The sequence below is a fragment of the Actinocrispum sp. NPDC049592 genome (genome assembly GCF_040675465.1).
Taxonomy (GTDB): domain Bacteria; phylum Actinomycetota; class Actinomycetes; order Mycobacteriales; family Pseudonocardiaceae; genus Kibdelosporangium.
The window spans coordinates 52,109-78,136 of sequence record NZ_JBFAPA010000021.1; the positions used below are offsets into that span (position 1 = coordinate 52,109).

22 protein-coding genes are annotated in these 26,028 nt (G+C 70.6%); 10 read left to right on the top strand and 12 right to left on the bottom strand.

Annotation, left to right across the window (positions count from 1 at the left end; all coding sequences use genetic code 11):
* The first annotated feature begins 11 nt into the window (after nt 1–11).
* On the top strand, nt 12–812 hold the full coding sequence (locus AB0J95_RS40480) for an SURF1 family cytochrome oxidase biogenesis protein (RefSeq protein ID WP_364770313.1): 801 nt from the start codon (nt 12–14) through the stop codon (nt 810–812).
* On the opposite strand, the gene AB0J95_RS40485 is transcribed toward AB0J95_RS40480, so the two are convergent.
* On the bottom strand, nt 813–1,253 hold the full coding sequence (locus AB0J95_RS40485; RefSeq protein WP_364770683.1) for an AraC family transcriptional regulator: 441 nt from the start codon (nt 1,251–1,253) through the stop codon (nt 813–815). It lies immediately after the preceding gene.
* On the opposite strand from AB0J95_RS40485, the gene AB0J95_RS40490 reads away from it, so the two are divergent.
* The gene (locus tag AB0J95_RS40490) at nt 1,165–1,449 is read left to right on the top strand and encodes a hypothetical protein (protein WP_364770718.1); all 285 of its coding nucleotides are present in this window, start codon (nt 1,165–1,167) and stop codon (nt 1,447–1,449) included. The two genes, AB0J95_RS40485 and AB0J95_RS40490, sit on opposite strands and share 89 nt — an antisense overlap.
* Here AB0J95_RS40490 and AB0J95_RS40495 read toward each other — a convergent pair.
* Entirely contained in the window at nt 1,446–2,264 is an 819-nt protein-coding gene (locus AB0J95_RS40495; protein WP_364770315.1) for a TIGR04222 domain-containing membrane protein, read from the bottom strand. The genes AB0J95_RS40490 and AB0J95_RS40495 overlap by 4 nt on opposite strands.
* Before the next feature lie 154 nt (nt 2,265–2,418).
* Nucleotides 2,419–3,354, bottom strand: a complete 936-nt coding sequence (locus AB0J95_RS40500) for a cobalamin biosynthesis protein (RefSeq protein WP_364770317.1) — start codon at nt 3,352–3,354, stop codon at nt 2,419–2,421.
* Nucleotides 3,355–3,430: 76 nt separating this feature from the next.
* On the opposite strand from AB0J95_RS40500, the gene AB0J95_RS40505 reads away from it, so the two are divergent.
* Genes AB0J95_RS40505 through AB0J95_RS40515 form a run of 3 tightly spaced genes read left to right on the top strand, consistent with a single transcriptional unit; the run spans nt 3,431 to nt 10,310 of the window.
* Nucleotides 3,431–4,987 (top strand): DUF2397 domain-containing protein, encoded by a 1,557-nt coding sequence (locus tag AB0J95_RS40505; protein WP_364770319.1) that lies wholly within the window; start codon nt 3,431–3,433, stop codon nt 4,985–4,987.
* The gene (locus tag AB0J95_RS40510) at nt 4,984–6,219 is read left to right on the top strand and encodes a TIGR02678 family protein (protein WP_364770321.1); all 1,236 of its coding nucleotides are present in this window, start codon (nt 4,984–4,986) and stop codon (nt 6,217–6,219) included. Before AB0J95_RS40505 ends, AB0J95_RS40510 begins: the two co-directional genes overlap by 4 nt.
* The gene (locus tag AB0J95_RS40515; protein WP_364770323.1) at nt 6,216–10,310 is read left to right on the top strand and encodes a TIGR02680 family protein; all 4,095 of its coding nucleotides are present in this window, start codon (nt 6,216–6,218) and stop codon (nt 10,308–10,310) included. The genes AB0J95_RS40510 and AB0J95_RS40515 overlap by 4 nt, the downstream gene beginning before the upstream one ends.
* Before the next feature lie 54 nt (nt 10,311–10,364).
* Here the strand turns inward: AB0J95_RS40515 and AB0J95_RS40520 are convergent, their stop codons facing one another.
* On the bottom strand, nt 10,365–10,559 hold the full coding sequence (locus AB0J95_RS40520; RefSeq protein WP_364770325.1) for a hypothetical protein: 195 nt from the start codon (nt 10,557–10,559) through the stop codon (nt 10,365–10,367).
* 49 nt (nt 10,560–10,608) lie between these two features.
* Here AB0J95_RS40520 and AB0J95_RS40525 point away from each other — a divergent pair, with 49 nt between their 5' ends.
* Complete coding sequence (locus tag AB0J95_RS40525; RefSeq protein ID WP_364770685.1) at nt 10,609–11,079, top strand: gluconokinase; 471 nt, start codon at nt 10,609–10,611, stop codon at nt 11,077–11,079.
* Nucleotides 11,060–11,446, top strand: a complete 387-nt coding sequence (locus AB0J95_RS40530; RefSeq protein WP_364770327.1) for a TIGR03668 family PPOX class F420-dependent oxidoreductase — start codon at nt 11,060–11,062, stop codon at nt 11,444–11,446. The genes AB0J95_RS40525 and AB0J95_RS40530 overlap by 20 nt, the downstream gene beginning before the upstream one ends.
* A gap of 43 nt (nt 11,447–11,489) precedes the next feature.
* Here the strand turns inward: AB0J95_RS40530 and nudC are convergent, their stop codons facing one another.
* Genes nudC through AB0J95_RS40550 form a run of 4 tightly spaced genes read right to left on the bottom strand, consistent with a single transcriptional unit; the run spans nt 11,490 to nt 16,698 of the window.
* Nucleotides 11,490–12,449 carry an NAD(+) diphosphatase gene (nudC, locus tag AB0J95_RS40535; protein WP_364770329.1) on the bottom strand — a complete coding sequence of 320 codons (960 nt, stop codon included), beginning with the start codon at nt 12,447–12,449 and terminating at the stop codon, nt 11,490–11,492.
* Nucleotides 12,446–13,813 (bottom strand): pitrilysin family protein, encoded by a 1,368-nt coding sequence (locus AB0J95_RS40540; protein WP_364770331.1) that lies wholly within the window; start codon nt 13,811–13,813, stop codon nt 12,446–12,448. Before AB0J95_RS40540 ends, nudC begins: the two co-directional genes overlap by 4 nt.
* Nucleotides 13,810–15,093 carry a pitrilysin family protein gene (locus AB0J95_RS40545; RefSeq protein WP_364770333.1) on the bottom strand — a complete coding sequence of 428 codons (1,284 nt, stop codon included), beginning with the start codon at nt 15,091–15,093 and terminating at the stop codon, nt 13,810–13,812. The genes AB0J95_RS40540 and AB0J95_RS40545 overlap by 4 nt, the downstream gene beginning before the upstream one ends.
* Before the next feature lie 9 nt (nt 15,094–15,102).
* Entirely contained in the window at nt 15,103–16,698 is a 1,596-nt protein-coding gene (locus AB0J95_RS40550) for a DUF2207 domain-containing protein (RefSeq protein WP_364770335.1), read from the bottom strand.
* Nucleotides 16,699–16,725: 27 nt separating this feature from the next.
* On the opposite strand from AB0J95_RS40550, the gene AB0J95_RS40555 reads away from it, so the two are divergent.
* Nucleotides 16,726–17,235, top strand: a complete 510-nt coding sequence (locus AB0J95_RS40555; RefSeq protein WP_364770337.1) for a hypothetical protein — start codon at nt 16,726–16,728, stop codon at nt 17,233–17,235.
* Nucleotides 17,219–17,938: a neutral zinc metallopeptidase gene (locus AB0J95_RS40560; RefSeq protein ID WP_364770339.1), complete on the top strand. Its 720-nt coding sequence runs from the start codon at nt 17,219–17,221 to the stop codon at nt 17,936–17,938. Before AB0J95_RS40555 ends, AB0J95_RS40560 begins: the two co-directional genes overlap by 17 nt.
* Here the strand turns inward: AB0J95_RS40560 and AB0J95_RS40565 are convergent.
* The 3 genes from AB0J95_RS40565 to AB0J95_RS40575 are packed head-to-tail and all read right to left on the bottom strand — an operon-like array spanning nt 17,935 to nt 21,087.
* A complete protein-coding gene (locus tag AB0J95_RS40565) occupies nt 17,935–18,744 on the bottom strand; it encodes an alpha/beta hydrolase (RefSeq protein ID WP_364770340.1) in 810 nt (269 codons plus the stop codon). The genes AB0J95_RS40560 and AB0J95_RS40565 overlap by 4 nt on opposite strands.
* Nucleotides 18,745–18,769: 25 nt before the next feature.
* Entirely contained in the window at nt 18,770–19,987 is a 1,218-nt protein-coding gene (locus AB0J95_RS40570; protein ID WP_364770341.1) for a hypothetical protein, read from the bottom strand.
* Between the two features lie 32 nt (nt 19,988–20,019).
* Complete coding sequence (locus AB0J95_RS40575; RefSeq protein ID WP_364770342.1) at nt 20,020–21,087, bottom strand: potassium channel family protein; 1,068 nt, start codon at nt 21,085–21,087, stop codon at nt 20,020–20,022.
* Nucleotides 21,088–21,182: 95 nt separating this feature from the next.
* On the opposite strand from AB0J95_RS40575, the gene AB0J95_RS40580 reads away from it, so the two are divergent.
* The gene (locus AB0J95_RS40580; RefSeq protein WP_364770344.1) at nt 21,183–21,548 is read left to right on the top strand and encodes a hypothetical protein; all 366 of its coding nucleotides are present in this window, start codon (nt 21,183–21,185) and stop codon (nt 21,546–21,548) included.
* Here the strand turns inward: AB0J95_RS40580 and AB0J95_RS40585 are convergent.
* The gene (locus AB0J95_RS40585) at nt 21,545–24,778 is read right to left on the bottom strand and encodes an ATP-dependent DNA helicase (protein WP_364770346.1); all 3,234 of its coding nucleotides are present in this window, start codon (nt 24,776–24,778) and stop codon (nt 21,545–21,547) included. The genes AB0J95_RS40580 and AB0J95_RS40585 overlap by 4 nt on opposite strands.
* Nucleotides 24,779–26,028 lie beyond the last annotated feature (1,250 nt).

Consider the following 26,028-nt stretch of genomic DNA (forward strand, 5'->3'; position numbering starts at 1 on the left):
ACCGTGGAGGCGTGCGGTTGCGGAATCTGCTCCGGCCAGGGTGGCTCTCGCTGACGGCGTTGGTGATCATGTTCGCCATCGCCTGCTTCACCCTGCTCGCGCCGTGGCAGTTCCGCCGGCACGAGGAGCGCAAGACCACGAACGACCAGATCACGGCGTCGTTCAAGGCCCCGCCCGCGCCGCTGGACCCGTCCATGCACGAGTGGCGGCTGGCCACGGTGACCGGCACGTTCGTCGGTGACAAGGAGATCGTCGCGCGGCTGCGGACCGTGCAGGGCGAGCCCGCGTTCGAGGTGATGGTGCCGTTCCGCCGGACCGACGGCCAGGTACTGCTGGTCGACCGCGGCTTCCTGCGGCCAGAGCAGTCCCAGGTCCCGGCCTACCCCGCGCCCCCGGCCGGCCAGGTCACGCTGACCGGGCGGATCCGCGCCGACGAGACCGACCCGCAGAACCGCAACGCCTTCGCCGACGCCGGTACCCAAGGCAAACTCCAGTCCTGGGCGGTCGACTCCCGGGTCGTGGCCCGCGCCACCGGGCTGACCATCCAGCCCGGGTATCTGCAGCTGGAGAGCAACAGCCCGGGTGTGCTCGGGCCGTTGCCGTTGCCGGAGCTCGACGCCGGGCCGTTCCTGTCGTACGCGCTGCAGTGGATCGCGTTCGGCACGATGGCCCTGCTCGGCTGGTTGTACTTCACCTGGCGTGAACTGCAGCCCGGTGGCGCTCTCACCGGCGAACGCCCGCGCCGCAAGTCCGTCGCCGAGCTGGTCGCCGAGGAAGAGGCCGCCGAACGCGCGGCCGCTGCCCGTTCCTGATCAGACCGCCGCCTTCTTCGCCGCGTCCCGGTACCGCTTGGGCGCGACGCCGACCGTGCGTTTGAACGCGTTGCTGAAGGCGCTGTCGGACGAGTAGCCGAGCGACCGCGCGAGCGTGGACAACGGTGTGTCGTCCTGACGCAAAGTCCGCTGTGCCAAGCGCATTCGCCAGTTGTGCAAGTACGTGAGCGGGGGCATCGCGCGCAACAGCTCCCCGCCGGCCGCGCCGAGGTCGATGTGACCGCCCACCGAAGCCACCTCATCGCCTGAGCCGACGTGCACGATCGGCAGCGGGCGCCCGGCGAACAGACCCGTCGCATCCACCGGATCGAGTCCGGGGTCGCTCGATACGGTGAACTCGTGGTTGCCGTCGAACACGGCGACGTCACCGGTCTCCAGCCGAACCTGCTGGTCCAGCCCGGGAATCGACAACCAGAGCATCTGGTGTGCCACCAGCCCGCAGCTCGACGGTCTCGGCGGCGTCTACTGGCAGAACTCCGACATCGCCCAGGTCGTGCCGACCGCCACCCAGGCCAGGCTGGCCATCGGGAAACTCGACACCCAGGGCGTGATGCCGTACGCGATCGACCCCGAGTCCGCCGAACGGCTGTGGAAGCTCAGCGAGAGCCTGATCTAGCCTCCGCAACCCCCGCAGCCGCCACAACCTCCACCGCCACAACCACTTCCGCAACCGCCGCCATCGTTGGACGACGTCGTCTCGGCGACTGGCGGGACGAGCGCGGTGGCGATGGTGGGGTCGGGGAAGAGCCCGAAGCCGCCCACCGCAACGAGTCCCGCGGCGCCGACGAGGGGCGTGATGCGGTCGCCCGCCTTCTCGGCCGCGATGTCCTCGTGCAGCTTGTCGCCCGCCCGGCTGCGCCACCGGGTGGACGCGTTCGGCCGGCCGAGCAGGATCACCAGCGAGACCACGACCAGGATCAGCAGGAACACGACCGGCCGGCCCAACGAGATCCCGTTGATCAGCCGGGCGACACCGACGAGGAACACCACGAGCACCGGCAACGTGATCAGGAACTTCTGCCGTGGGGTCTCGCGGTGCAGCAAACCCCTGTTGTACAACGACTCCTCGGTGGCATTGACGGTCCAATGGCCACTCGTCGCGAGCTGTGCCGCCGAACGGGGACGCTGTTCCAGCAACTGCAGCAAGTCCTGCTCCAGCGGGGTCTGCGCCGGAGCACCGGTTGGCGTCAGGTCACCATCACGCTGCACCCGCAGCGCGCCGCGCTCGACCATCCGCGCGATGGCGACCTCCTGTAATCGGCGCGGGCCGCCGCACAGGTAGGCGACCTCGTCCTCGCTGAGCCGCCCCTGCTCCCGCTCCGGGGCGGTCCACCAGTGGTTACGCAGAGCCTGGCTGAGCCAGATGGCGGCGATCATCGCGCCGATGTAGATGAACAGGAACTCCGGTCCCGACAAGCCCCAGGGCTCCATTGTGCGCCTCCTCACCCCGTGCCGTGCACGGTACGGGCGCGGAGTCCCCTTCCACCACAGGAACGTTCCTATCCACCGCAACTACCGCCACTGCGGGAACCAGAGCTCCCATCAGAGGATGAAGCGCTGACGGCAGACCTGCCCGGCCACCGCACTACCGGCGGCTGAGCAGCGCGAGCACGGCCGAAGCGCCACCCGCGAGGGCACCAACGACCCGCGAAAGTTCAACCGCTCGTGTGACGTGCCCGGCGTCGGGGCTACGCCCGGTGCCGAGCACCGGCCGTTCCTCCACCCCATGCGAGTACACGGTTCGCCCGCCCAGGCGAATCTCCAGCGCCCCGGCGAAGGCCGCCTCGACCCGGCCGGCGTTCGGGCTGGGGTGCGCCGCCGCGTCCCGCCGCCAGGCCCGCCAGGCGCCCTGCGCGGACCCGCCCACAACGGGCGCTCCCGCGACCGTCAACGCAGCCGCGGCACGGGCTGGCACCAGGTTCACGACGTCGTCCAGCCGCGCGGAAGCCCAGCCGAACCGGCGGTATCGCGGCGACCGGTGCCCGACCATCGCGTCCAGGGTGTTGATGGCCCGGTAGCCCAACAGGCCCGGCACGCCGAGGACAGCGCCCCAGAACAGCGGCGCGACCACGGCATCCGAGGTGTTCTCGGCCACAGACTCGACGGTCGCACGCGCCAGCGCGGTCGCGTCCAGGGCCTCCGGATCGCGGCCACAGAGGTTGGGCAAACGCTTGCGCGCCGCCTCGACATCCCCGGAGTCCAGCGACCGGCCCATCGACGTGCCCTCGCTGGCCAGCGACTTACCACCGAGAGCGAGCCAGGTGGCCGCCGCGGTGCTCGCCACCCGCAGCACCGGGTGACGCTTCCCGGCGCGCTCCACCAGCACCCCGAGCCCGACCGCCGAACCCACCAGCGCGCCCGTGTAGAGCACCCCGGGCAGCTTGTGGTCCCGGTAGGCCAGCTTCTCCAAACGTGCTGCCGCCGCACCGAAAACCGCCACCGGATGACCGCGCCGGGGGTCACCGAACACCCCGTCGGCCACGATCCCGAGCAGCAGCCCCAACGCCCGTCCCGCTGTCACCCGAACCCTCCCGAAAACGCCCCACCGGGAACCGTAGCGCCGCCTATGTCGGACCCGGCAGCTAGGGTGCAAAGCCGTGAACCCCGACCAGCAGGACCGATCGGTGGGCGCCGGGCCCACGGATCGCCTTGGGCTGTACGCGTACCTGCAAGCCAGGGAGCACATGCGGACATACCTGGCGATCATGCGGCTGTTCACGGCCACGCTGCTGGCCGACCTGTCGGCCGGGGACGTGGCCGCGGCGCTGGCGTCGGCCGAGCGGGAGGGCACGGTCGAGCGCGGCGAGTCGCGCATCGAGAACGTGATCACCCGGCTCAAGCAGCTGGTCGAGTGGGGCAACCTGGTGCAGGGCCGGCGCGAGGTGGTCGCCGCCAGCATCGCCGAGTTCCAGCACGGCAGCGTGCGCTACCAGGTCAGCAAGCTCGCCGTCCGGGTGCAGCGGGACGTCGACGAGCTGCTGCGGGTGCCGGAGGGCGCCCGGGAGGTGTCCCGTGAGCTCCTGCCGGCGATCGAGCGCGGCCTGAGCCAGCTGGGCAAGTCACTGGCCACGGCGGTCCAGCAGGACCAGCGCGACCCGGAGTCGGCCGCCGCCACCCGGGCCCGCGAGCTGCTGGCCGAGCAGGTGACCACGCTGTTCCTGCAGCACGCCGAGCTGGCCGCGACCGTGCGCGACTTCTACGCGTACCTCGGCCAGGTGGTGACCAGGCACCACCTGGGCGCGGACGAGATCTCCGGATTCCGCAACCTCCTGGTGGAGTACATCCAGAAGGTCGTCGAGGACGTGCTGAGGCAGACCCCGGCCATCGCCGAGCACCTCACCGGGCGGTTCGCCACCGCGCGGCCGGAGTTGTTGCGGCTCTTGGGTTCCACCGACGATCTGGGCGCGGATGTCGAACGCGCCCGTGGCCGGTCGGCGGGTGACTGGCAGGAGCTGACCGACTGGTTCGTTGACCGTCCCGGGCGGCCATCGCAGGTCACGGTGCTGCGTGAGGCCACCGCGAGGGCGATTGGTTCTTTGCTGGCCAGCGTGAAGCGCGCGACCGCGGGCGGTGGGCTGCTGCCCGGGCGCCGGGCGGAGTTGCTCAAGCTGGCCAAGTGGTTCGACGACGGCACCGCGCAGGACGGCGCCGAGCTGTACGCGGCCGCGTTCGGGATGTACTCGTCGCGGCACCTGCTGCCCGCGCCCGAGCACGACTCGGACGACGAACGCACGCCGTGGAGCGAGGGCCCGGTCTGCGATGTGACGGTGAGCGTGCGCAGCCGCAGTGACCGGGGCGCGCGTGGCCGGACCTCGCGGATCATGGACGACCCGATCACCGAGCAGTCGCTACTGGCCGAAGCGCGGCAGGCCGACGAGCTACGTGCGGCCGATGTGGCCGAACTCGCCGCAGCCGCGCCGAACCTGAGCGAGGTCACGCTGTCGGCGGGGGCGCTCGGTGTGTTGTGCGAGCTGCTGACCATGGCGATGGCGCAACGGGACGGCGCCAAGGACTCCGGCGCGGCCGAGGACCAGGTGCGCGGGCTGACCGTGCGCATCGAGTACGCCGAGGGCGTCACCACCCAGGTCCGGTCGACCGGCGGAACGTTGACACTGCGCGATTCCACGCTCGTGTTGTCCGGAGGCGGGACATGAGGCTGAACATGGCCGACCCGCTCGACGGGCTGGCGGACATCGACGCGGCCAACGTGGTCCGGTGTGCCCGGACGTTGCTGCGGCGCCCGTTGCTGCGCATCGGCGGGCCGGACGGCGAGCTGCTTCCGTTGGTATACCGGCATCGTGTGGTGCTGGGTGAGTTGTTCACCGCCCTGCTGGGCTACCGGCTGGTGGTCGAGCGGAAGTTCGCGCGGCTCTACAAAGCCGGGCCGGGCAAGGATTCCACCCGCGGCGTGCCCGAGCTCTCCCCGCGCGGCTACGCCTATCTCGCGCTGACGATGGCCGCGCTGACCGGCACCGGGCGTCAGGTTCTGTTGTCCCGGCTGGTTTCGGACGTCCGGTCCGCGGCGGTCGAGGCGGGCATCGAGGTGATCGACACGATCGCCGACCGGCGCGCGCTCACCGCGGCACTACGGCATCTGGTCGCACTGGGCGTGCTCACCGAGACCGAGGGCACGGTGTCGTCCGCATCGCAGGACGCCCCGGCCGAGGCGTTGATCACAATCGAGACCGACCTGCTGGGCCAGCTGCTGTCCGGTCCGGTGGCCGAGGCCGAGGACGCATCGGCGCTGGTCACCCTGGCCGCGCGGACCGCGCCACGCCGGGTGGACTTCCTGGTGCGGCGCAAACTCGTCGAGAGCCCGGTGGTGCTCTACGCGGAGCTGGCCGAGGACGAGCGGGAGTGGCTGCTGCGCAACCAGCGGCGCGAGTCCTACCTGCTGGAGCGGTGTTTCGGGCTGTTCACCGAGACCCGGCTGGAGGGCATCCTGGCGGCCGATCCGGAGGAGTACCTGTCCGATGTGATGTTCCCGGGTACCAGTACAGTCGCGAGGATCGGGTTGCTCGCGCTGCCCGACCTGCTCGCCCAGGACGCCGGTGAGACACCGGAAGAGTCCACAGTGGACAGTGCGGGACGACGGCCGGTGAGCCCCGGCCGCGTCCGCGAGGTCTGCGAGCGGCTCGTCGCCGACTACCCGGCGGCCTGGTCGCGGCAGGCGGGCGAGGACATCGACGGAATCGTCGCGGAGGTGCTGGCCCTGTTCGTCCACATGGGACTCGCGGTGCCCGATGGCGACCAGTGGTGGCTGTCGCCGGCCGCGGCCCGGTGGTGGCCCGAGCCGGACGGCGACCCGGAGCGCGAAGTGGCCGAGGTGCCCGCACAACCCGAGGTGCCAGGGTGGTCGTTGTTCGACGAGGAGGCAGGCGCATGACCGCCACATTCCGATCCCCTGCGGGGGATCGCGCCCCCACCGGACGCTGGCGGTTGCACCGGGGCGGGATCGTCAACGTCTGGCAGTACGCCGAGCAGACCTTCGACTTCTCCGGCGGGCGCGCGATCTTCCAGGGCACCAACGGTTCCGGCAAGTCGCGCACGCTCGAGCTGCTGCTGCCGCTGTGCCTGGACGGCGACCTGCGGCAGCTGGGCTCCAAGGGGTTCGACACGGTGTCGATCCGGCGGCTGATGCTGGACGACTACGACGGTGGCCCGAACCGGATCGGCTACGCCTGGATCGAGCTGCAGCGCGACGGGCACCACCTCACCTGCGGTCTCGGCGTGAAGGCGTCCAAGACTTCCCAGCAGATCTCCGATTCCTGGCGGTTCATCACGCCCGAACGCGTCGGCCACGACTTCCAGCTCGTCGGCGCGGACCGCGTTCCGCTGGGCGCCGCGCAGCTGCGTGAGGTGCTCGGCGCGGACTGCGTGCTGGAGGAACAGGCGTTCCGCGCCAAGATCGCGGAGACGGTCTATGGCGTGCCGGCCGGGCGGTATGGCGACCTGCTGCACCTGCAGCGGACCCTGCGCAACCCGGACGTCGGCCTGAAGGTGCTTGAGGGGCAGCTGGAGCAGATCCTCTCGGATGCGTTGCCGCCCTTGGACTCCGCGATGATCGAGCAGCTGGCGACCTCGTTCGACGACCTGGAGTCGATCCGGGAGAACATCACCCGGCTGGGCACCGCGGACAAGGCGCTGCGGACGTTCCTGCGCACGTACTCGGACTACGCGCTGGGCGGGATCCGGTCTGCCGCGGACCGGTTGAAGGGCAGCGAGGACACGGTTCGCCGGCTCGGCGCGCAGACCGCCAAGCTGACCAAGGACTTGGAGAAGGCCCGGACCGAGCGCGCCGACGCGGAGCGGTCCGAGGCCGAGATCGAGGCGGGCGAGCAGCAGGCCGAGGAGACCATCGGCGCGCTCAAGGAGCTGCCCGCGTTCCGCGACCTGCAGGACCTGCAGAGCCGCGAAAAGCTCGTCGCCGCGGCGCGTTCGGCCGCCTCGGCCGCCTTGGACGTGGCGAGCAAGCAGCGCACCGCCGAGGACGCCACGGTCGACGGCGTGGTCCGGTTGCTGCGCCGCCTGTCGCAGGACCTCGACTCCGCCGGTGAGTTCGGTGAGTCACTGCGGACGGCCTTGCAGGCGGCCGGGCTGGACACCTCGCTGTGCCCGACTTTGCCGCGCTGGGCGGAAAGCGACGGCGAGACGATCACCGAGCGGGTCCGCGCAAAGCCCGATCCCGAGGCCGAGCCGCTGCCGATCGAACGCAAAGTTCCGCCACCGGTCGCCGCCGACGACCTGCTGCAGTCGCTGACCGAGGCCGCGGAACGCGCCGGGCGTGCCGCCAAAGAGGCCCGCAGCCGCAGCGCGTTGACGTTGGCATTGCACCAGCAGGCCGTTGAGCAGGAGAAACAGGAGCAGCGGGTCGAGACGCTGCGGTCGTCCGCGCGGGCCGCGCAGCTGGAGGCGACCGAGGCGTCCGGCCGGCGCAACCAGGCCAACCAGGAGCTGATCACCGAGTCCGACGTCTGGCTCGAGCAGGTCGCCACCTGGCGCAAGGCCGGTCCGTTGCGGGATGCGGCGCCGGAACGCGAGCTCCCGATGCCGTCCATTGAGGACATCTCCGCGAACCCGGCCGAGGCCCGCGCGCTGGCCACCGCGGCCCGGCAGTGGACCGCTCCCCTGGTCCAGGTCGCCCGCGAGACCGCGCACACCGCGTCCCTGCGGCGCACCGAGACCCGTGAGGCCATCAGCCAGCGCGACGCCGAACTGGCCGGTCTCCGCGCGGGCAAGGAGCCCACGCCGGAGACCCCGGCAGGCCGGGATGCCAGTGCTGGCGCGGCTTTCTACCAGCTCGTGGACTTCCGCAAGGACCTGTCCGACGCCGAGCGGGCCGGGATCGAGTCCGCCCTGGAGGCCAGCCGGCTGCTGAACGCGCTGGTCACGCCGGATGGCTCGGTTCCGGCGCTGGCCGACGTGCTCGCCAGCCCGGGAGCCGCGGTGCCGGGCGCCTCGCTCGCGGATGTCCTTGTGGCGGTTGAGGTTCCGGGCAGCCCGGTGGACGCGTCCCGGGTGGACGCGTTGCTGCACAGCATCGGCCTCGACTCGTCGGATGCCCCGATGACGCTGGGCCGGGACGGCGCCTGGCGCGCGGGAGCGTTGCACGGGACCTGGCTCAAGCCCGCTGCGGAGTACGTCGGCGCAGGTGCGCGCGCCGCCGCCCGGCAGCGCCGGATCGGTGAGCTGGAAGAGGAACTGTCCGCGCTGCGCGAGGAGCTGGCCGCCGCCGAGGAACAGCAGCGGACCGCGAACGACGTCGTCGCCGAGTGGGAACGGCACCTGGAGAAGTTCCCCGGCGACGAGGAGCTGATCGCCAAGCACACCCGGATGCGGGCCGAGCAGGAGGCGACCGAGCGCGCCAACAAGCACGCCCAGCAGCTGCGCGAAGAGCACGACCAGATGCAGGCGCGCTGGCAGGCCACGACCGCGGACCTGTTGCGCCAGGCCGGAGACGCGGGTCTGTCCCCTCGGTCCGACGACCTGCGCCAGGCCCAGCAGTCCGCCGCCGAGGCCCAGGGCGCCGCGGAACGTCTCGCCGAAGCGTTGCGGCAGCGGTGCAAGGGCACGGTCGAAGACCTCGTCGACGCGTTCCACCGGTACAACTCGGCCGTCGAGGACCGCACCACGGCGGAGGCCGAGGCGGACCAGCGCTGCGCCGAGTACGCCGCCCAGGCCGGGACGTTGTCCGAGCTGACCGGCGCGGTCGGCGGTGAGGCCAAGGAGATCGCGGCCCGGCTGGCCGAGCTGGAGTCGTCCCGCAAGCGCATGCGCGGTTCGCTCAAGGACGTCCGCGAGCAGATCACCGAGCTGCGCGAACAGGCGGCCAAGCTGGATGCCTTGCTCGGCAACGCGACCGAGCAGCTGACCGGCGCCGAGGAGGCGCAGTCCGCCGCGCTGCGGGGGTTCGAGGCCGTCGTCACCGCTCCGGGGGCTTTGTCCGCCGCCCTGCCCGACCTCGAAGAGTCCGATCTGGACTCGGTCCGCGCGGCGCTGGCCGAGGCGTCGGATCGCAAGAACGCCAGCGAGACCGCGGTCATCACCAAGCTCCAGGACCTGCAGTCCGCGTTGGCCGGTGGTTACGACATCGCCGCCGACGAGCACGCGGGCCTGTTGACCGTGAGCGTCGCCGGTGAGGAAGGCGGGCGGCCGGTCGCGTTGGCCGCCAAGCAGGTGTCCGAGAAACTGGCTGAGCAGCGCGGTTTCCTGGACGAGCAGTACCAGCGGATCTTCGCGGACTACCTGATCCGCGACCTGGCCGAGTGGTTGCGCGGGCAGATCGCGGTGGCCGAGGACCTGGCCAAGCGGATGAACGAGGTGCTCAGCCAGGCCCAGTCCAGCCAGGGCGTGCACGTCCAGCTGGAGTGGAAGCCCTCCGCGGCACTGGACGACGAGACCCGCCAGGCCCTGTCGCTGGTCCGGATGCCTTACGGGGAACGGACTTCCGCCCAGGACGCGACCCTGCGCCGGGTGTTCACCGAGCGGATCGAGGCCGAACGGGACACCCACTCCAGCGGCTACGCCGAGATCCTGTCGCGCGCGCTGGACTACCGCTCATGGCATGCGTTCACCGTGCGCGTGGCCGACACCGGCCCGGACGGCAACCAGCGCGTCCGCCGCCTGCGCCAGCTGTCCTCCGGTGAGACCCGCCTGGTGTCGTACGTGACGTTGTTCGCCGCTGCGGCAGCGTTCTACGACGCCGTGAGCAGCTCGTCCGACGACTTCGCCCCGCTGCGCCTGGTCCTGCTCGACGAGGCCTTCGAACGCCTCGACGACCCGACCATCGCCCGCATGCTGGGCCTGCTCGTCGACCTCGACATGGACTGGGTGATCACCTGGCCCAGCGGCTGGGGTGTCTCGGACAAGATCCCGCGTATGCACATCTACGACGTCCTGCGCCCCCGCAACGGCCGTGGAGTCGCCTGTACCCAGACGACCTGGGACGGCGCCGCCATGGACCGCATCGACCCCTAGACATGCGTGTGCACCCGGCCGGGTAGCCCGACCGGGTGCGGCGTTTTCTGTTCTCTACGGCTGCCGGTCGCGGGCCCGCCGCCGGTCGGCCACCACGGCGATGAGCGTGATGACCCATAACGCCACCGCTACGACCCCGTAGCCGGGGTCCTGCATCCACGCGATCGTCGCGAAGATCGCCAGTACCAGGCAGATCACCGTTATGACGATCGTGACCATCCGCTTGCTGCCAACACGCCGCTGCGACATGCACCAAGGTTCCCGCAACTCGTAGGGTGTAACCGTGGTCATTGTGGTGATGGGCGTGTCGGGATCCGGCAAGACGACCGTCGGCAGGAACCTCGCCGACCGGCTCGGGGTGCCCTACGCGGAGGCCGACGAGTTCCACCCGCCGGCCAACATCGCCAAGATGTCCGCAGGTCACCCGCTCACCGACGAGGACAGGTGGCCGTGGCTGCGGGCGATCGCCGACTGGATCCGTGAGCACCCCGACGGCGGTGTGGTGACCTGTTCGGCCCTGAAGCGCTCCTACCGTGACCTGCTGCGCACCGGTGGACCGGTGTTCTTCGTGCACCTCAGCGGTGTGCAGGAGGTGATCGCGGCCCGGCTGGCCGCCCGCCAGGGCCACTTCATGCCGCCCGCTCTGCTGGCGTCCCAGCTCGCCGACCTCGAACCCCTCGACGCCGACGAGCCCGGCGTGGTCCTCAACGTCGACGCGACCCCGGAAGCCCTCACCGAAGCCGCCTACCGTGCGACTCAGCACAGCTGACGCCCACACCCGGTTCGCTCAGGCCCGCGTCGCCCGCCTCGCCACGATGGGCCCGCACATCGTGCCCGTCACGTTCGTCCTGCACGAGGACACCATCGTCATCGCGGTCGACCACAAACCCAAGACCACCCGGAACCTCAAGCGCCTCAGGAACATCGAGACCGATCCCCATGTCTCGGTCCTGGTCGACGAGTACAACGACGACTGGACCCAGCTGTGGTGGGTCCGAGCCGACGGAACAGCGACGATCAGCGAGACCCCATCCCCCGAACTGGTCGCGAAATACCCGCAGTACCAGCAAAACCCACCCGAGGGCCCGTTCATCCGCATCGCGATCGAGACCCTCACCGGCTGGTCCGCGTCGTGAGTGGTTGGACTGGTCAGAGCCAGTCCGACCACTCACGAGCAGGTCAGGCGGCGGTCCAGGATTCGAGCATGCGGCGGGCGATGGAGGTCGGGCCGGGCAGCCCGAGCCAGTGGTCCTCACCGGCGGCCTCGGCGGCCAGGGCGATCTTCACCTCGGCCCGGTCGACCCACCGGGCCTCCTCGATCTCCCCGTCCTGCAACCGGATCTGCTGCTCGGGGTCGGCCGAGGCGGCGAACCCCAGCATCAACGACCGCGGGAACGGCCATGGCTGGCTGCCGAGGTACCGGATGTCGTCCACGGTCACACCGACCTCCTCGGCGATCTCCCGCGCGACACACGCCTCCAGCGACTCGCCGGCCTCCACGAACCCGGCCAGCACCGAGTACCGGCCCTTGGGCCAGATCGGTTGCCGCGCAAGCAGAACCCGCGAGGCCGTGGGCCGGTCGTGCACCAGGCAGATCACCGCCGGGTCGGTCCGCGGGTACTCCTCACGGCCGCACCCCGTGCACTGCGTGGCCCACCCGGCCTTCACCCGCAGCACCGGCGACCCGCAGTTCGCGCAGAACCGGGCCCGCTTGTGCCAGCTCGTCAACGCCACCGCGGTGGTGAACAGGCCGGCGCAGGACGCTTCCAGGAACGACCCGGCCATCCGCAGGTCGAGCCACTGCTCGCCCTCCAGCGACGGGATCACCTGCCACGACCGCCAGTCCAGCCCGCCGCGGTCCACCTCGTAGTCGACCGGGATCGCCCACCAGCCGTGCCCGCCGTCCTCGCCGAGCAGCAGCGCCTCGGGCGGCGGTTCGGAGCCGAACGTCTTCGCATCCCGGTGCGCCAGCAGGGTTCCCTGCTCACCGATGGGGGTGCGGCCGTCCGGGTCGAGCACGATGACCCGGCCGTCCTGCCACAGTTCGAGCTGCCGCTCGACGTCCTCCCGCAGGTTCTCCTCCCGGACCACAGTGGACCGGGACAGCAGCGGGAGGGCGTCGAGTTCGAACGGCCTCACTGCTGTTCCACCACGCCACCCAGCACGTTGAGTCTCGGCAGCTGGGCCGGGTCGCCGACGATCACCCCGGTCCACCGCTCCGGCGCGAAGAAGGCCAGCGCCGCCTCGGCGATCTCGGCGGAGGTGACCTCCTGCAGCCGGACCGGGTGCGCGACCAGCCAGTCGACGCCGAGTCCTTGCGTGGCAAGGGCGGCGAGCTGGGAGGCCAGGCCGGACTGGGAGGCGGTGGCGGTCAGCAGCTGGCCGATGGCGTACTGCCGGACGGTGTCCACTTCGGTCTCGGACGGCGGCGACAGCACGATCCGGGCCAGCTCGTAGCGGATCTCCAGCAGCGTGTTCGCGGTGACGTCGCTCGCGCAGTCGGTGTCCACCAGCAGCGTGGCGCCGTCCGGCGTGAACTCGAGGAAGGACCGTGCGTGGTAGGTGTATCCCTTGTCCTCACGGATGTTCTCGACCAGCCGCGAGGAGAAGAACCCGCCGAACGCCAGGTTCGCCAGCTGCAGCGCCGGGTACTGGGCGTCGGTCCGCTTGATCGCCTCGGCGGTCAGCCGCAGCTGCGACTGCACCGCACCGGCCCGCGGCACGAACACCAGGTCGCCACCGGAAACCGCTGGCAGCGAAGGAAGTTCGACGGCCTGCCCGGCCCCGGTCCAGCCGCCCAGCGCGCTCTCCAGCTGCGCGACCGCCTGGTCGAGGTCGATGTCGCCGACCAGCACGAGCACGGACCCACGCGGCAGCATCGAGGCCTGGTGCAGCGCCCGCACCTCCTCGGGCGTCACGCGGGCGACGTCCTCGGCCTCGGGCATCTCCCGCACCGCGGGGTGGTCGCCGTAGCGGTGCTTCTGCAGCGCCTGGCGGGCGATCACGCTGGGCTGCGAGCGCGCCATGGCGATCCGCTCGGCCAGCCGCTCCTGCTCGCGCCGCACCTCGTCGTCCGCGTAGGTCGCGCCGGTCAGGGCGTCGGCCAGCACGTCGAGCAGCGTGTCCAGGCCGGTGGCCAACGCGCTGCCCGCGATGCTCAGCCGCTCCGGGTCGACCGAGGCGTCCAGCTCGCCGCCGACCAGCGCCAGGTCGGTGTCCACCGCGATCCGGTCACGGCGGCTCGTGCCGGACAGCAGGGTCGACGCCAGCACCTCGGCGCGGGCGGCGTGCATCGGGTCGGTGCCCGCGAACGGGATCCGCGCGCGCAGCTCGACCATGGGCACGGCCGGCTGGCGAACCACGATCACCTGCAGGCCGTTGGACAATTTGCTGTCCACTGTGGACAAACCGGTGGCGGCCCGCTGCACACCGAGCGGCGGCAGCGGGCGCGGACCCACAGACGTGCGGCCGATCTCGTCGGCGGTCCGGAACGAAGCGGTCACTGGGCACCTCCGGCGGGCTTGACCTGCAGCACCGCGCGCGAGTCCGGGCGCAGCAGCTTGGCCGCGCCGGCCACGTCCTCGGGTGTCACGCCCGCGATTCGATCGGGTAGCTGGTAGATCAGGGCGGGGTCGCCGTAGAGCAGCTGGAACGAGCCGAGCGCCAGCGTGCGGCTGACCACCCGGTCGTGCTCCTTGTGCAGGCTGGCCACCCAGCGGGCGGTCACCTTGGCGAGCTCCTGCTCGGACGGCGGGGTGCTGGCCAGCAGCTCCAGCTCCTCGTCCAGGACGGACAGCACGCGGTCGGTGGTGACCTCGGGCGAGTGCATCGCGGTGATGCTGAACGTGTCCGGGTCGCGGGCCTCGAACGGGCCGAACAGCCCGGCGCCCGCGTTGATGTCGGTGACCAGGGCGTCCTTGTGCACCAGGCGCTGCTGCAGGCGGGACCCGTCGCCGTCGGTCAGCACACCGGCCAGCACGAGGTGCGCCAGGTAGCCGTCCAGCTCGCCGATCGGGTCGGGCATCCGGTAGCCGACGGCGAACGCGGGCAGCGGGGCGTGCGGGTCGAGGTGCTCGCCGCGCTGCTCGCCCTGCGGGCGGGGCTCGGCGAACGACGGGCGCTGCGGCGTGACGCGCGCGGGCACGTCGCCGAAGTGCTTCTCGACCAGCGCACGGGCCTCGTCGACGACGAAGTCGCCCGCGACGGTGAGCACCGCGTTGCCGGGCGCGTAGTACGTGTCGAAGAACTGGGCGCAGTCGGAGAGGCTGGCGTTCTCCAGGTCGGTGAAGTCGCCGTAGCCGTTGTGCGCGTTCGGGAACGTCGTGTAGAGGACCGGCGGCAGGTAGATCCACGGGAACCCGCCGTACGGCCGGTTCAGCACGTTGAGCCGGATCTCCTCCTTCACCACGTCGATCTGGTTGTTGAGGTTCTCCTGGGTCAGCTTGGGCGCGCGCATCCGGTCCGCCTCGAGGAACAGCGCCCGCTCCAAGGCGGCGGACGGCAGGACCTCGAAGTAGTCGGTGTAGTCCGGGTGGGTCGACCCGTTGAACGTGCCGCCCGAGGACTGCACGTGCCGGAAGTGCGCCAGCTTCTCCAGGCTCTCACTGCCCTGGAACATCAGGTGCTCGAACAGATGGGCGAAACCGGTGCGCCCCTCCGGTTCGGATCGGAAGCCCACGTCGTAGTGCACGCTGACGCCGACCACCGGCGATGTGGTGTCGGGCGCGAGCACCACACGCAAACCGTTCGGAAGGGTGAACGTGTGCAGGTCGGGTGCAGCCATAGGACGAGCCTACTTGGCCGCCGCCGCGTCCATCGCCGCGATGAACCCTTGCAGGTTTCGCCCACCGCTGAACCAGTGGAGATCGCCGGCGGGACCGAACGCCTGGAGCCAGCGCGGCGCCTCGCCGAGCGCCACGGCGTACGGCAGTGAGCGGGAGAACACCAGGTCACGGTCCTGGTCCGGGATGCTCGCCGGGTCGGTCTCGCGCAGGTACCGCAGCAGTCCCTGGATCTGGGCGACCAGCACCCCGCCCCGTTTGGTGCGGGCGGGCAGCAGCCGGGAGCCCAGGGCGAGCGCGAGCCCGAGGATGACGACGGCCAGGCCGAGGAGGGCGTTACCGACCGTGAGGGCGAGGGCCACGGTCAGCCCCGCACCTGCGACAGCCACACCCAATCCGGTGAAAAGCCAGACAGACCGTGACTTGAACCAGCCACGTTGCACGGCGTCACCACGAATCGCCTTCTTGATGGCCTTCATGTCAGGCGAAAGTGTGCTGACCGCGTCGGTGGCGAACGCCGCGTACACCGCCCGTTCGTAGGACGTGAGCGCGGCGTCGGCGGGGTTGCGCTGGACGATCCGCCAGTCGCCCTGCGTCTCCTCGATCCACAGGTAGTTGCGGACCGCCAGATCGAGCACAGTCGCCGTCACGTCGACCGCGTCCACGCTCTCGTCGATCACCGTGCCGACCTGACCGGGGAGTACACCATCGGGTGAAGCGAACGCGACGCCGTCGTTCTGCCGGATCAGCACGTCGACTTGGCCAACATTGGCCGTCGCGGCTTTGGCGTCGCGGCGGCGGGCGGACCACAGCAGCGCGCCACCGGCGAGCAACAGCACGGCCAGCGCGAGCAAGCCGAAGCCGGAGAACGGGGTCAGCGAGAACGCGCCCGCGACGGTCTTGGGGGCGGCGAACTTCGCGTTGGCCGCAACGGTGCCGGACGGAATCTTGACGGCAAGGTCGACCCGGTCGCCCGCGTTGAGGTCCTGCAGGTCCACTCTGGTCACGCCACTGGGTTCGGTCTGCGCGTGTGCACACGGCTGGTCCGAACCGAACGGGCCGCTCAGGCAGGACACCGACGCCGCGGGCTCGGGCGCGATGAAACTGGCGCGCAGCAAGCCCATCCGCGCGTCCCACCCGGCCGCGATCTGCCAGCGGACCTCCTGCAGGTCGCCGACGTCGGCCACGGTGCCGTCGACCTGATAGGTCAGGATCGACTTGCCCTCGCCGAGCCGCACGCTGAACTCGTCCTCGTTCGCCTCGACCGAGCCGTTGCCGACCAGCTTGGCGTTGCGGATGACGAACACGCGGTCGCGGTTGTCACCAGACTGGATCCGCAAGGGCGACTTGCGGTTCAGGCTGCCGCCGCGCCGGACCGTGATGGTCTCGGTCACCGACAGCACGCCGTCGCGCTCGACCTTGAGCTGCACCTGGGTGCGGCTCGGGAAGTTCGGCGCGCCGATGTCCGGCTCGGACTGTTCCGAAGAGGACGGTGGCTGCGCGGGACCGCCACTGGGCACTGGAATGACCGGAATGGACGGTGGTTGCACGGCCAGACCGACGAAGGCGGCCAGGGTCGAGGCCGCCACCCCCCAATTCGTCAACACGCCTGCGGACGATAGCGGAGTGGCCCTATGCTCACCGACCGTCTGGAGAAATTGGGGGAGAACAATGACTCGACCGCCGTACGGACCAGGTCCGATGCCGCCTGGTTACCCGCCGCCGCGGCCGGTCGCACCCCCGCCGGTGGCGATGCCGTACCTGCCACCGCCACCGAACATGACGATGCCGCCGCCCGCGTTGCCCGCGTGGCATCCGGTCCCGCCGCCGCGCCGTCCGAAGCAGCGCACCGGTGTGATCGTGACCGTCAGTCTGGTGAGCGTGCTGGCCCTCGTCGGCGGTTTGATCGCTTATCTTGCGCTGACAAGCAAAAAGCACAGCACGAGCGTCGCCGACTCCGGCTACACCAGCTACACACCACCGGCTTCCGCACCGTTCACAACCTCGTCGTCTACCAGCACGACCACGACGACGACCACTACAACCACCAGCAGCAGCACGTCATCTTCGTCGTCCTCGTCGCGGACAACGACAACTACTCAGACGACTCCTCGTGGCCCGCAACCGGTGTACCGGACCAGTGACAACCCGTTGTTCGCCGGTCAGAACGGGACCAACACGTACACCTGCAACCTGCCGCGGTGGAAGAGTGATCCCGCGTCGGCCAAGGCTTTCTTCACCGCGGCGCTACCGTGTTTCGAGGCCGAGTGGGTTCCGGTGCTGCAGCGCGCCAACTTGCCTTACGCACGGCCGAATCTGGCGTTCCCGTCGGGCAAGAACTGGAGCAGTGCGTGCGGCACGGTCACCGACGCCGACGCGCCCGCGTTCTACTGTTCCAGCGACTCCACGTTGTACATCCCCTTCGCCGGCCTGCACACCGAGTACGTCGGTGCACACCCGGGCAGCTACCTGGCCCTGTTCGCGCACGAGTTCGGCCACCACATCCAGGCGTTGAGCGGGTCCCTGCGCGCGGCACATCAAGCGGAGTACGACGCGGGGCCGGATTCCGCGCAGGGCTTGGAGATCTCGCGCCGGGTTGAGCTGCAGGCGCAGTGCTTCGGCGGGATGTGGTTCGCCGGGGCGTGGAACGGCAAGGGGTCCATCGACGACAACATCGTCCGCGAGATGCTCAAGGACGGCTATGACCGCGGCGACGAGAACGCGAAGGACGGCCGCCGCGACCACGGCCAGAAGAAGAACTTCGGCGCCTGGCAGGAACAGGGCTACACCAAGAACCGCACCTTCCAGTGCAACACCTACCTGGCGCCGCCGAACAGCGTCAGCTAGTCCACTTTGGACGTTTCCCGGCGGGCGTTCGCGGTGATGGCTTCGATGACGTGGGGCCAGAGTGCGCGCGGGAGGTCGTGGCCCATGCCGGGGATGACCATCAGTTCGGCGCCGGGGATGGCTTCGGCGGTCGCGCGGCCGCCGCTGACTCCGACGAGCGGGTCGTCCTCGCCGTGGATGACGAGCGCGGGCACGGTGACATTGCGCAGGCCTTCAGTGCGGTCGGGCGAGGCAAGGACCGCCTGCAGCTGGCGTTGCGTGCCTTCGGGCCGGTAGGCGCGGTCGTACTTCCGGGCCGCGCGCTCCTCCAGTTCGGCCACCGGGGTCTCGAACCCGGGCGAGCCGGTGATTCCGGCGGCCCGGACCGCGCCCTCGATGAACTGCTCGCGGCTGGTGGCCGCCGGGCGGGTGAGCGCGGCCAAGGCCTCGGGCGTGCCCCGGCCGACCGACCGGTCCCCGGTGGTCGACATGATCGAGCACAGCGACAGAACGCGCCCCGGATGGTCGATCACGAGCTGCTGCGCGATCATCCCGCCCATCGACACCCCGACGACATGCGCCCGCTCGATCCCCAACCGGTCCAGCAACCCCACAGTGTCGGCCGCCATGTCCGCCAACACATACGGCGCCTCCGAGCCGTCGGACAACCCCACATCCCGGTTGTCGAACCGGACCACGTGGAACCCCTCCGCGACGAGCCCCTCGCAGAACTCCACCTGCCAGTCGATCAGCTGCGCACCCAGCCCCATGATCAGCACCAGCGCGGGGTCCCGCGAGTCCCCGAACGTCTCGAATTCCAGTCGCATGCCACCATCCTCGCGCGGCGATCGATCATTCGTCACGCAACGGCCGCACTGGGTGGATCTCGGTACTGGACAGCTCGGACACCGGCCGCGCCACCGGATGGATCTCAGTCCGCGACGCATCAGAGCCCCCCACTCGGGAGCCGTCGGCCACCGGAGTGATCGCCGTCCGAGACGCATCGGAACCGGCCGGAACCGCCGCCCGAGACCCGTCGCCCCACGACTCGGCCACCGGAGTGATCGCCGTCTTGGAGAGGTCGGAGCCTGTCACCCGGGAGGCTCTCGACACCGGCGTGATCGCCGTGCGGGAAGCATCGGAGCCCGCCCCACCGGAGGCGCCCGACACCGGGGTGATCGCAGTCCGGAAGGCATCGGGGCCTCCCGTCCGGGAGGCATCCGACACCGGCGTGATCGCCGTGCGGGAAGCATCGGAGCCCGCCCCACCGGGGGCCTCCGTCACTGGGGTGATCGCGGTGCGGGACGCGTCCGACACCGGGTGGATCGCTGCACTGGTCGCCGTCCACGACGGTTCGGCGACCGGCAGGACTTTGCTCGTGGCCTCCTCCCCCGATCCGGCTGAATGGATCACCGTGCTGGGGGCGACGGGCAGGACTCCCGTGGCAGTGCCGCCGACTGAGGTGGGCGGCGCGACCGGCTCGATGTCCGGGAGTGAGAGGGCCGCGAGCGACGGGATGTCCGTCAGGGAGGGATCGGGAGGGCTGGGGTGGGCATCGGGCTGTTTTTTGGTTCGGCGGTTGAGGATGCTCGAGAGGGTGGGGATGCCCGGGAGGATGCGGGACGCGGGGCGGGCGGGTGTGGGACTGCGCGGGATGACGTTGAGCCAGAGGTGGATGAACGCGCCGCCGGCCAGGCTGCTGGCCAGGAAGAGTAAGAACGCCAGCGCGCGGTTGAAGCCGTTGTCGCCGGTGGCCGCCTCGGCGGCGTGCACGACCAGGTCCGGCCCGAGGTCACCGGCCGGGACGCTCACCGACACCGGTTCGCCGTCGCGGTGCCCGCACGCGTCGAACTTGGCCTGGTGCTCCTGGCCGTCCTGCTTGAAGGTGACGATCTCCCCGTCCGATGCCCCGCACCCGGCGCCCTTGGTCACGGTGGCGCTGACCTGGGTGGTCGCCGGAGCCTCGGACAGGCCGAACAACCCGGGCGCCACCAGCCAGAGCGTCAGGGTGAACACCACTCCGAGTACGACGACAATGCCCAGCCGAACCGCGTTCGGGCGCACCTCCACCCACCGATCGTGTCAGAAGCCGTGGCTGGGCGTCACTGCTCCCCTGGTGGAGTGACCTTCCGGACGTACAGCAGGCGGTCGCCGGGCTCGATCGCGTCCGCCTCCTCGGCGTCCACCCGGTAGAGCCGTTCGTTGCGGACCACGCCAAGGACGATGTCCGGGAGGTGCCGCGGCGAACCGCCGATCTCGCCCGGTTCGACGTCCCGTTCGGCGATCGCGAGGCCGGTCTCGGGGGTGGTCAGGTCCTCGATCATCTCCACGACCGCCGGTGCGTGGGTGGCCATGCCGAGCATCCGCCCGGCGGTCTCGCTGGACACCACCACGGTGTCCGCGCCGGACTGGCGCAGCAGGTGCACGTTCTCCGCCTCGCGCACCGCCGAGACGATCTTGACCTTGGGCGCCAGCTCACGGGCGGTCAGCGTGATCAGCACGGCCGAGTCGTCCCGGTTCGCCGCGACGACCACCGCGCGCGCCCGGTCGACCCCGGCGACCCGCAGCACGTCGTTGCGCGTACCCGACCCGTGCACGGTGACCAGGCCGAGCGCGGACGCCGACTCCAACGCGTTCTGGTCGGTGTCCACGATGACGATCTGGCCCGGCTTCACGCCCTCGGTCAGCACGGCGCTCACCGCGGAGCGGCCCTTCGTGCCGAACCCGACGACGACCACGTGGTCGCGCACCTTCGTCCTCCAACGTTGGATCTTGAATGCCTGCCGGGACCGTTCGGTGAGCACCGCGAGGGTGGTGCCGACCAGGACGATCAGGAACAGGATGCGCAACGGCGTGATCACCAAAATGTTGACCAGCCGCGCGGAGTCGCTGAACGGGGTGATGTCGCCGTACCCGGTCGTGGAGAGCGACACCGTCGCGTAGTAGACGGCGTCCAGAAACGACACTCCATCGCCGTTGGCGTCCCGGTAACCCCCGCGGTCCGCGTAGACGATCACGACGGCGGCGGCGAGCAGCAGAACCGCGAGCACCACCCGGCGGACGATCGCCGTGATCGGGCTGGTGCGGTTCTCCGGGATCCGGATGACGCCGACGAGCGAGTGGTCCGGCCGGTCGGTGAGCCGGTCGGACGCGTGGTGCCGCCTGATCATGGTCGCTCCCCAGTCCTTCGCCGTCGCGCGCAGACTAGCGGGAGCCTGGATCGTCGCGGTGTGTACATGGGCTACCGATGAGTAGGGTCTGGGTCATGACCGAATCCCGGCGCGCCATCGCCCTGGCTCTGCTCCTCGGCACCTCCGGTACCTTGCACTTCCTCGTGCCCAAGCCCTACGACCGGCTGATTCCGCGGGAGCTGCCCGGCTCGGCGCGCATGTGGACACACGTGTCCGGGGTGGGCGAACTGGGCGTGGCGCTGCTGCTCACGATCCCGAAGACCCGCAGGTTCGGCGGGCTGCTCGCGGCCCTGCTGTTCGTGGCGGTGTTCCCGGGCAACGTGAAAATGGCCATCGACTACCGGCGCAAACCATTGCCCCAGCGGCTGATCGCGTACGCCCGGTTGCCGTTGCAGTGGCCGCTCGTGGCGTGGGCGCTGCGGGTCCGCGACAACGCCTAATCCGGAACGGACCGGACCAAAGCCCGCAACCCGTCGGCGTCGAGCAGATCCGCTGGCCGCAAGGTGAAATCTTCGCGTACATAGTGGAACGCCGCCCGCACGTTCTCAACGGTGACGCCGGAAAGTTGCGCCCACGCAAGGCGGTACGCGGCCAGCTGCACGGACAACGCGGGCAGATGGTCGTCGTCCGGGACGCGGCCGGTCTTCCAGTCGACGACCGTCCAGCCACCGTCCGAATCGGAGTACACCGCGTCCATCCGGCCACGGACGGACATTCCGTCCACATCGAACGTGAACGGCACCTCGACCTCGTGCGGCATGCGGTCCGCCCACGAGCTGGCCAGGAACGCCGCCTGCAACGCGTCCAGCTCGTCGTCGATCTTGGCGCCGTCGTCGGCCGCGCCCGGGAGCTCGTCGAGGTCCAGCAGCCGTCCCGAGCCGAACCGGCGTTCCAGCCAGGCGTGGAACGCGGTTCCCCGACGTGCCACCGGGTTCGGCGGGAACGGCAGCGGGCGGCGCAGCCTGCGGGCCAACGCCTCCGGGTCGGCGGCCAGTTCGACCAGCTGACTCACCGAGAGTTGCGGCGGCAGCGCGACTTTCTCGCGTTTCCCATGCGCCGCAGCACGTTCGGCCAGCAGCACGTCGGTGTCGCGGATCCAGCCGTCCGGATCCTCCTCTTCCAGCGGCAGCAGCATCTGGTCCTGCGGGCTGGGCTTGCCGCGCCGCAGCCGGGCCATCTCGGCCTTGACCTGGTCGGCGCCGTCGAGGACGTCCTGGCGGCGCTTGCCCAGCGGGTCGACCGGCCAGCGCGCGACCCGGGCGCTGTTCGCGATCGGGTTCTCCTCGTCCTCCGCCGGCGCCGGCGCCCATGTGTCCACAATGGACTTGTCCACTTCGGGCAGTTCGGCGAGGAAATCCGACGGGCCCTTGGGTTTCGCGCCGGTCCGGCCCCACCAGTGGCCGGAGACCAGCAGGGTGTGCTCGGACCGGGTGAGCGCCACGTAGAACAGGCGGCGTTCCTCGGTGAGCGCACGTTCGCCGAAGCCCTCGGAGTGCTCGGCGAGCGCCTCCTCGACCTCCTTGCGGTTCATGTCCGCGGAGACCCGCAGGTCGGGCAGGTCCTGGGCGTCACCGCGCAGGGCCGCGGGCAGTTCGGTGACCGATCGCAGCCAGCTCGAGCCGCGGCGCCGGGTCGGGAACACGTCGTTGACCACGTGCGGGACCGCGACGACCTGCCACTCCAGGCCCTTCGCGGAGTGCACGGTGAGCACCTGGACGCGGTCCTCGGCGACTTCGACCTCGCCGGGTTCCAGGCCGTCCTCGGCGTCTTCGGCCGCGGTCAGGTAGTCCAGGAACGACATCAGCTGGGCCTGCGGGCTGTGCGCGGCGTAGTCGGAGACGACGTCGGCGAACGCGTCGAGGTGTACGCGCGCGATCGGCCCGGGGCGCGCGGACGCCTCGATGTCCAGCTGCATCGTGCGTTCCACATCCGCGACCAGCTCGGGCAGCGACTGGTCAAGGCGGCGCCGGAGCTGGGTCAGCTCGCCGCCGAGGGCGCGGATGCGGTTGTAGCCGTCGGTGGAGTAGCGCTTCGGGTCGCCGGGGTCGTCGAGCGCGTCCACCAGGCCGGCTTGTTCGGCGCGCTCGCCGGGAACCGCGCCCAGCAAGGGATCCGTGATGTCGGAGGCATGCAGGCCGGCCAGTTCCGTTGCCCTGCGCCACAATGCGGCCAGGTCCGCCGCGGAGACGCGCCACCGGGAGCCGGTCAGCAGGCGGGTCGCGGCCGTTCCGGCGAGCGGGTCGACCAGCACTCGCAGCGTGCTGACCAGGTCGCGGACTTCGGGTTCGTCGAGCAGGCCGCCCAGACCGACGACCTCCACCGGCAGGCCCTTGGCACGCAGCGCGGTGGCGATGTCGGCCATGTCGGACCGCCGCCGCACCAGAACCGCTGCGGTGGGCGGCTTTCCGTTGTTCTCCACCGCGGACAGCCACCGGCTGGCCACCGCGTCCGCCATCCACTCGAGCTCGGCCTGGATGTCATAGAGCAACGCGCAGTGCACGTCCCCGGGCTGTGCCTCTTCTTTCGCGCGCAGTTCGTCGACCTCCAGGCCGCTTGCCCGCAGCGGCGCGGAGATCGCGTTGGCCAGTTCGAGGACTTCGGGTGGGTTGCGGAAGCTGGTGAGCAGGCCGTACTTGGTCGCGGGCTGCAGGCCTTCCTTGGGGAAGTCCGTGGTGAACCGCGGCAGGTTGGCCGCCGAGGCGCCGCGCCAGCCGTAGATGGCCTGCGCCGGGTCACCCACAGCGGTGACAGTCATGGGGTTTTCCCGCCCGAACAACGACCGCAGCAGTACGCGCTGGGCGTGCCCGGTGTCCTGGTACTCGTCGAGCAGGACCGCGCCGTAGCGCTGGCGTTCGCCCTGCATGACCTCCGGGTGGTCGCGGGCCAGGCGCGCGGCCATCGCCATCTGATCGGCGAAGTCCAGCACGCCGTCCCGGCGTTTGCGGTCCGCGTAGGCCTTCACCATCGGCAGCAGGGCCACGCGGAACCGTTGCGCGACGATGATCTCCTTGAGTTTCTGGGACGGTTCCGCGGCCTGCCGGGGGCCTCGGGGCGCGTTCTCGATCAGCTGGCAGAGCGCCTCGGTGTGCTCGGCCAGCTTGTCCACATCCACAAGGTGTTCGCCCAGCTCACCGGCGAGGTCGAGCAGGTAGCGGGTGATCGTCGCCGGGACCCGGTCGGTGTCCAGGTCCTGCGTCCACGTCGACACCAGGCGGTGCGCGAGCTGCCAGGCGCTGGTCTCGGTCAGGATCCTCGACGCGGGCTCGACCGGCAGCCGCAACCCATGCTCGCCGACCAACCGCCCCGCGTACGCGTGGTAGGTCAGGATCGTCGGTTCACCGGTGATGACCGCGGCCTTGCGTTCCCCACTGGGATCCAGCCGGTCGAGAACACCCGACCCCACCAACCGCCGCAACCTCGCCCGCACCCGATCGGCGAGCTGCCGGGCCGCCTTCCGCGTGAACGTCAGCCCAAGAACCCGCTCCGGCACCACAAACCCGTTGGCCACCAACCACACGACCCGCCCGGCCATCGTCTCGGTCTTGCCGGCCCCCGCCCCGGCCACCACCAGGGCGGGCTCCGCCGGCGCCGCGATCACGGTCGCCTGCTCGTCGGTCGGCGGCGGCAACCCCAGCGCCAGGGCCAGCTGCCTCGGGCTCATCACACTCATGTCGGAGCCATCTCATACGGATCCAGCCCCGGAAACAACTCAAAGCCACCCACACCCCCTGTGACCTCCCCCAACCCCACCCCACAAGCACTCCACGCCCCACACCCACCGAGCCGCCCCACACCCGATGTGCCCCAGCCGGGCAGCCACCCGCGCCCACCTCCGCCGCCCAGGTAACCAACACCGAGCGAACCACCAAACCCGCGCCCACCAGCCCTCAGGCCCTCGCCAGCCGAGGGTGACTGGCCACCCCGGACTCGGCCACGCACCTGGCCTTCGCCCGACAGGCCGGTCGCGGCCGCACCCGAAGTCTCCGCCCAGATCCCCCGGCCCGACACCCAGCCGCGTCCCCACCGAGCACACCCGAAACCCTCAGCCCGCGTGCCCCATCCGGAGGAGCGGCAACAACCACACCCAGCCCATTCCCAACCTCGAACCCATATGCTCGATCCGGATGACCGGCAATGGCCATACCCAGCCCACCTGGATCCCTCGGCCGCAGTGCCCCATCCAGACCACCAGCAATGGCCACACGCCACACATCCCAAACCCTCAGCCCACCTGCCCCATCCATACGACCGGCGATGGCTGCGCCCAGCACATACCAAACCCTGAGCCCGCATGCTCCATCCGGGTGACTGGCAATGGCCATACCCAGCCCACCTGAAATCCTCGGCCCAAGTGTCCCTTCCGGATGACCGGCGATGGCCACACCGGCAGCGCCCGGGCGCCCCGGTCCTGGTGCGCCAGCCGAATTGACAGTCCGCGTTCGCGCGAGAACTTCCCGTCCAAGCGTGCGGGCCGGGCAACCAGCCGTGGTCAACCCGGCCGCAGGAGCAACCACGGCTCAGGTAACCGCAGCTGAGCGGACTGCCGAACCTGCGCCCACCGGGCCTTGAGCCCACACCTCCCCACCGCAGGCAGCTGCCGCGCTGAAGTCGGCCGGAGCCCCGGCGAAGGGGGCCGGAGCCACAGCGGAGGAGGCCGGAGCTACGGCGATGGGGGCCGGTCGCGCCCGACGCGGTCCCTCTGCCGACGGCGAGGCGATCAGTTGTGCCCGGAATCGCTACCCCGATGTGTGGGGCGGCGCCGCCCGGCATCGCCACCCCAACCACCCGGGCGGCGCCCGGAATCGGCACCCGGCGGGGTGGGGTTGGGCGTGTTTGGGCTGGCGGCCGGGAGCTATCGGTCGCCGGGGTGGGCGGCGCGGGGTGTGGCATGCGGTGTCAACCGCCGCGCGACGGGTAAGT

Coding starts and splice junctions, on each gene's coding strand:
- AB0J95_RS40485 (WP_364770683.1), bottom strand. CDS start 1,253: ATGCTCTGGTTGTCGATTCCCGGGCTGGACCAGCAGGTTCGGCTGGAG.
- AB0J95_RS40495 (WP_364770315.1), bottom strand. CDS start 2,264: ATGGAGCCCTGGGGCTTGTCGGGACCGGAGTTCCTGTTCATCTACATC.
- AB0J95_RS40510 (WP_364770321.1), top strand. CDS start 4,984: ATGAGGCTGAACATGGCCGACCCGCTCGACGGGCTGGCGGACATCGAC.
- AB0J95_RS40515 (WP_364770323.1), top strand. CDS start 6,216: ATGACCGCCACATTCCGATCCCCTGCGGGGGATCGCGCCCCCACCGGA.
- AB0J95_RS40520 (WP_364770325.1), bottom strand. CDS start 10,559: ATGTCGCAGCGGCGTGTTGGCAGCAAGCGGATGGTCACGATCGTCATA.
- AB0J95_RS40525 (WP_364770685.1), top strand. CDS start 10,609: ATGGGCGTGTCGGGATCCGGCAAGACGACCGTCGGCAGGAACCTCGCC.
- AB0J95_RS40545 (WP_364770333.1), bottom strand. CDS start 15,093: ATGGCTGCACCCGACCTGCACACGTTCACCCTTCCGAACGGTTTGCGT.
- AB0J95_RS40555 (WP_364770337.1), top strand. CDS start 16,726: ATGCTCACCGACCGTCTGGAGAAATTGGGGGAGAACAATGACTCGACC.
- AB0J95_RS40565 (WP_364770340.1), bottom strand. CDS start 18,744: ATGCGACTGGAATTCGAGACGTTCGGGGACTCGCGGGACCCCGCGCTG.
- AB0J95_RS40575 (WP_364770342.1), bottom strand. CDS start 21,087: ATGATCAGGCGGCACCACGCGTCCGACCGGCTCACCGACCGGCCGGAC.
- AB0J95_RS40580 (WP_364770344.1), top strand. CDS start 21,183: ATGACCGAATCCCGGCGCGCCATCGCCCTGGCTCTGCTCCTCGGCACC.
- AB0J95_RS40585 (WP_364770346.1), bottom strand. CDS start 24,778: ATGAGTGTGATGAGCCCGAGGCAGCTGGCCCTGGCGCTGGGGTTGCCG.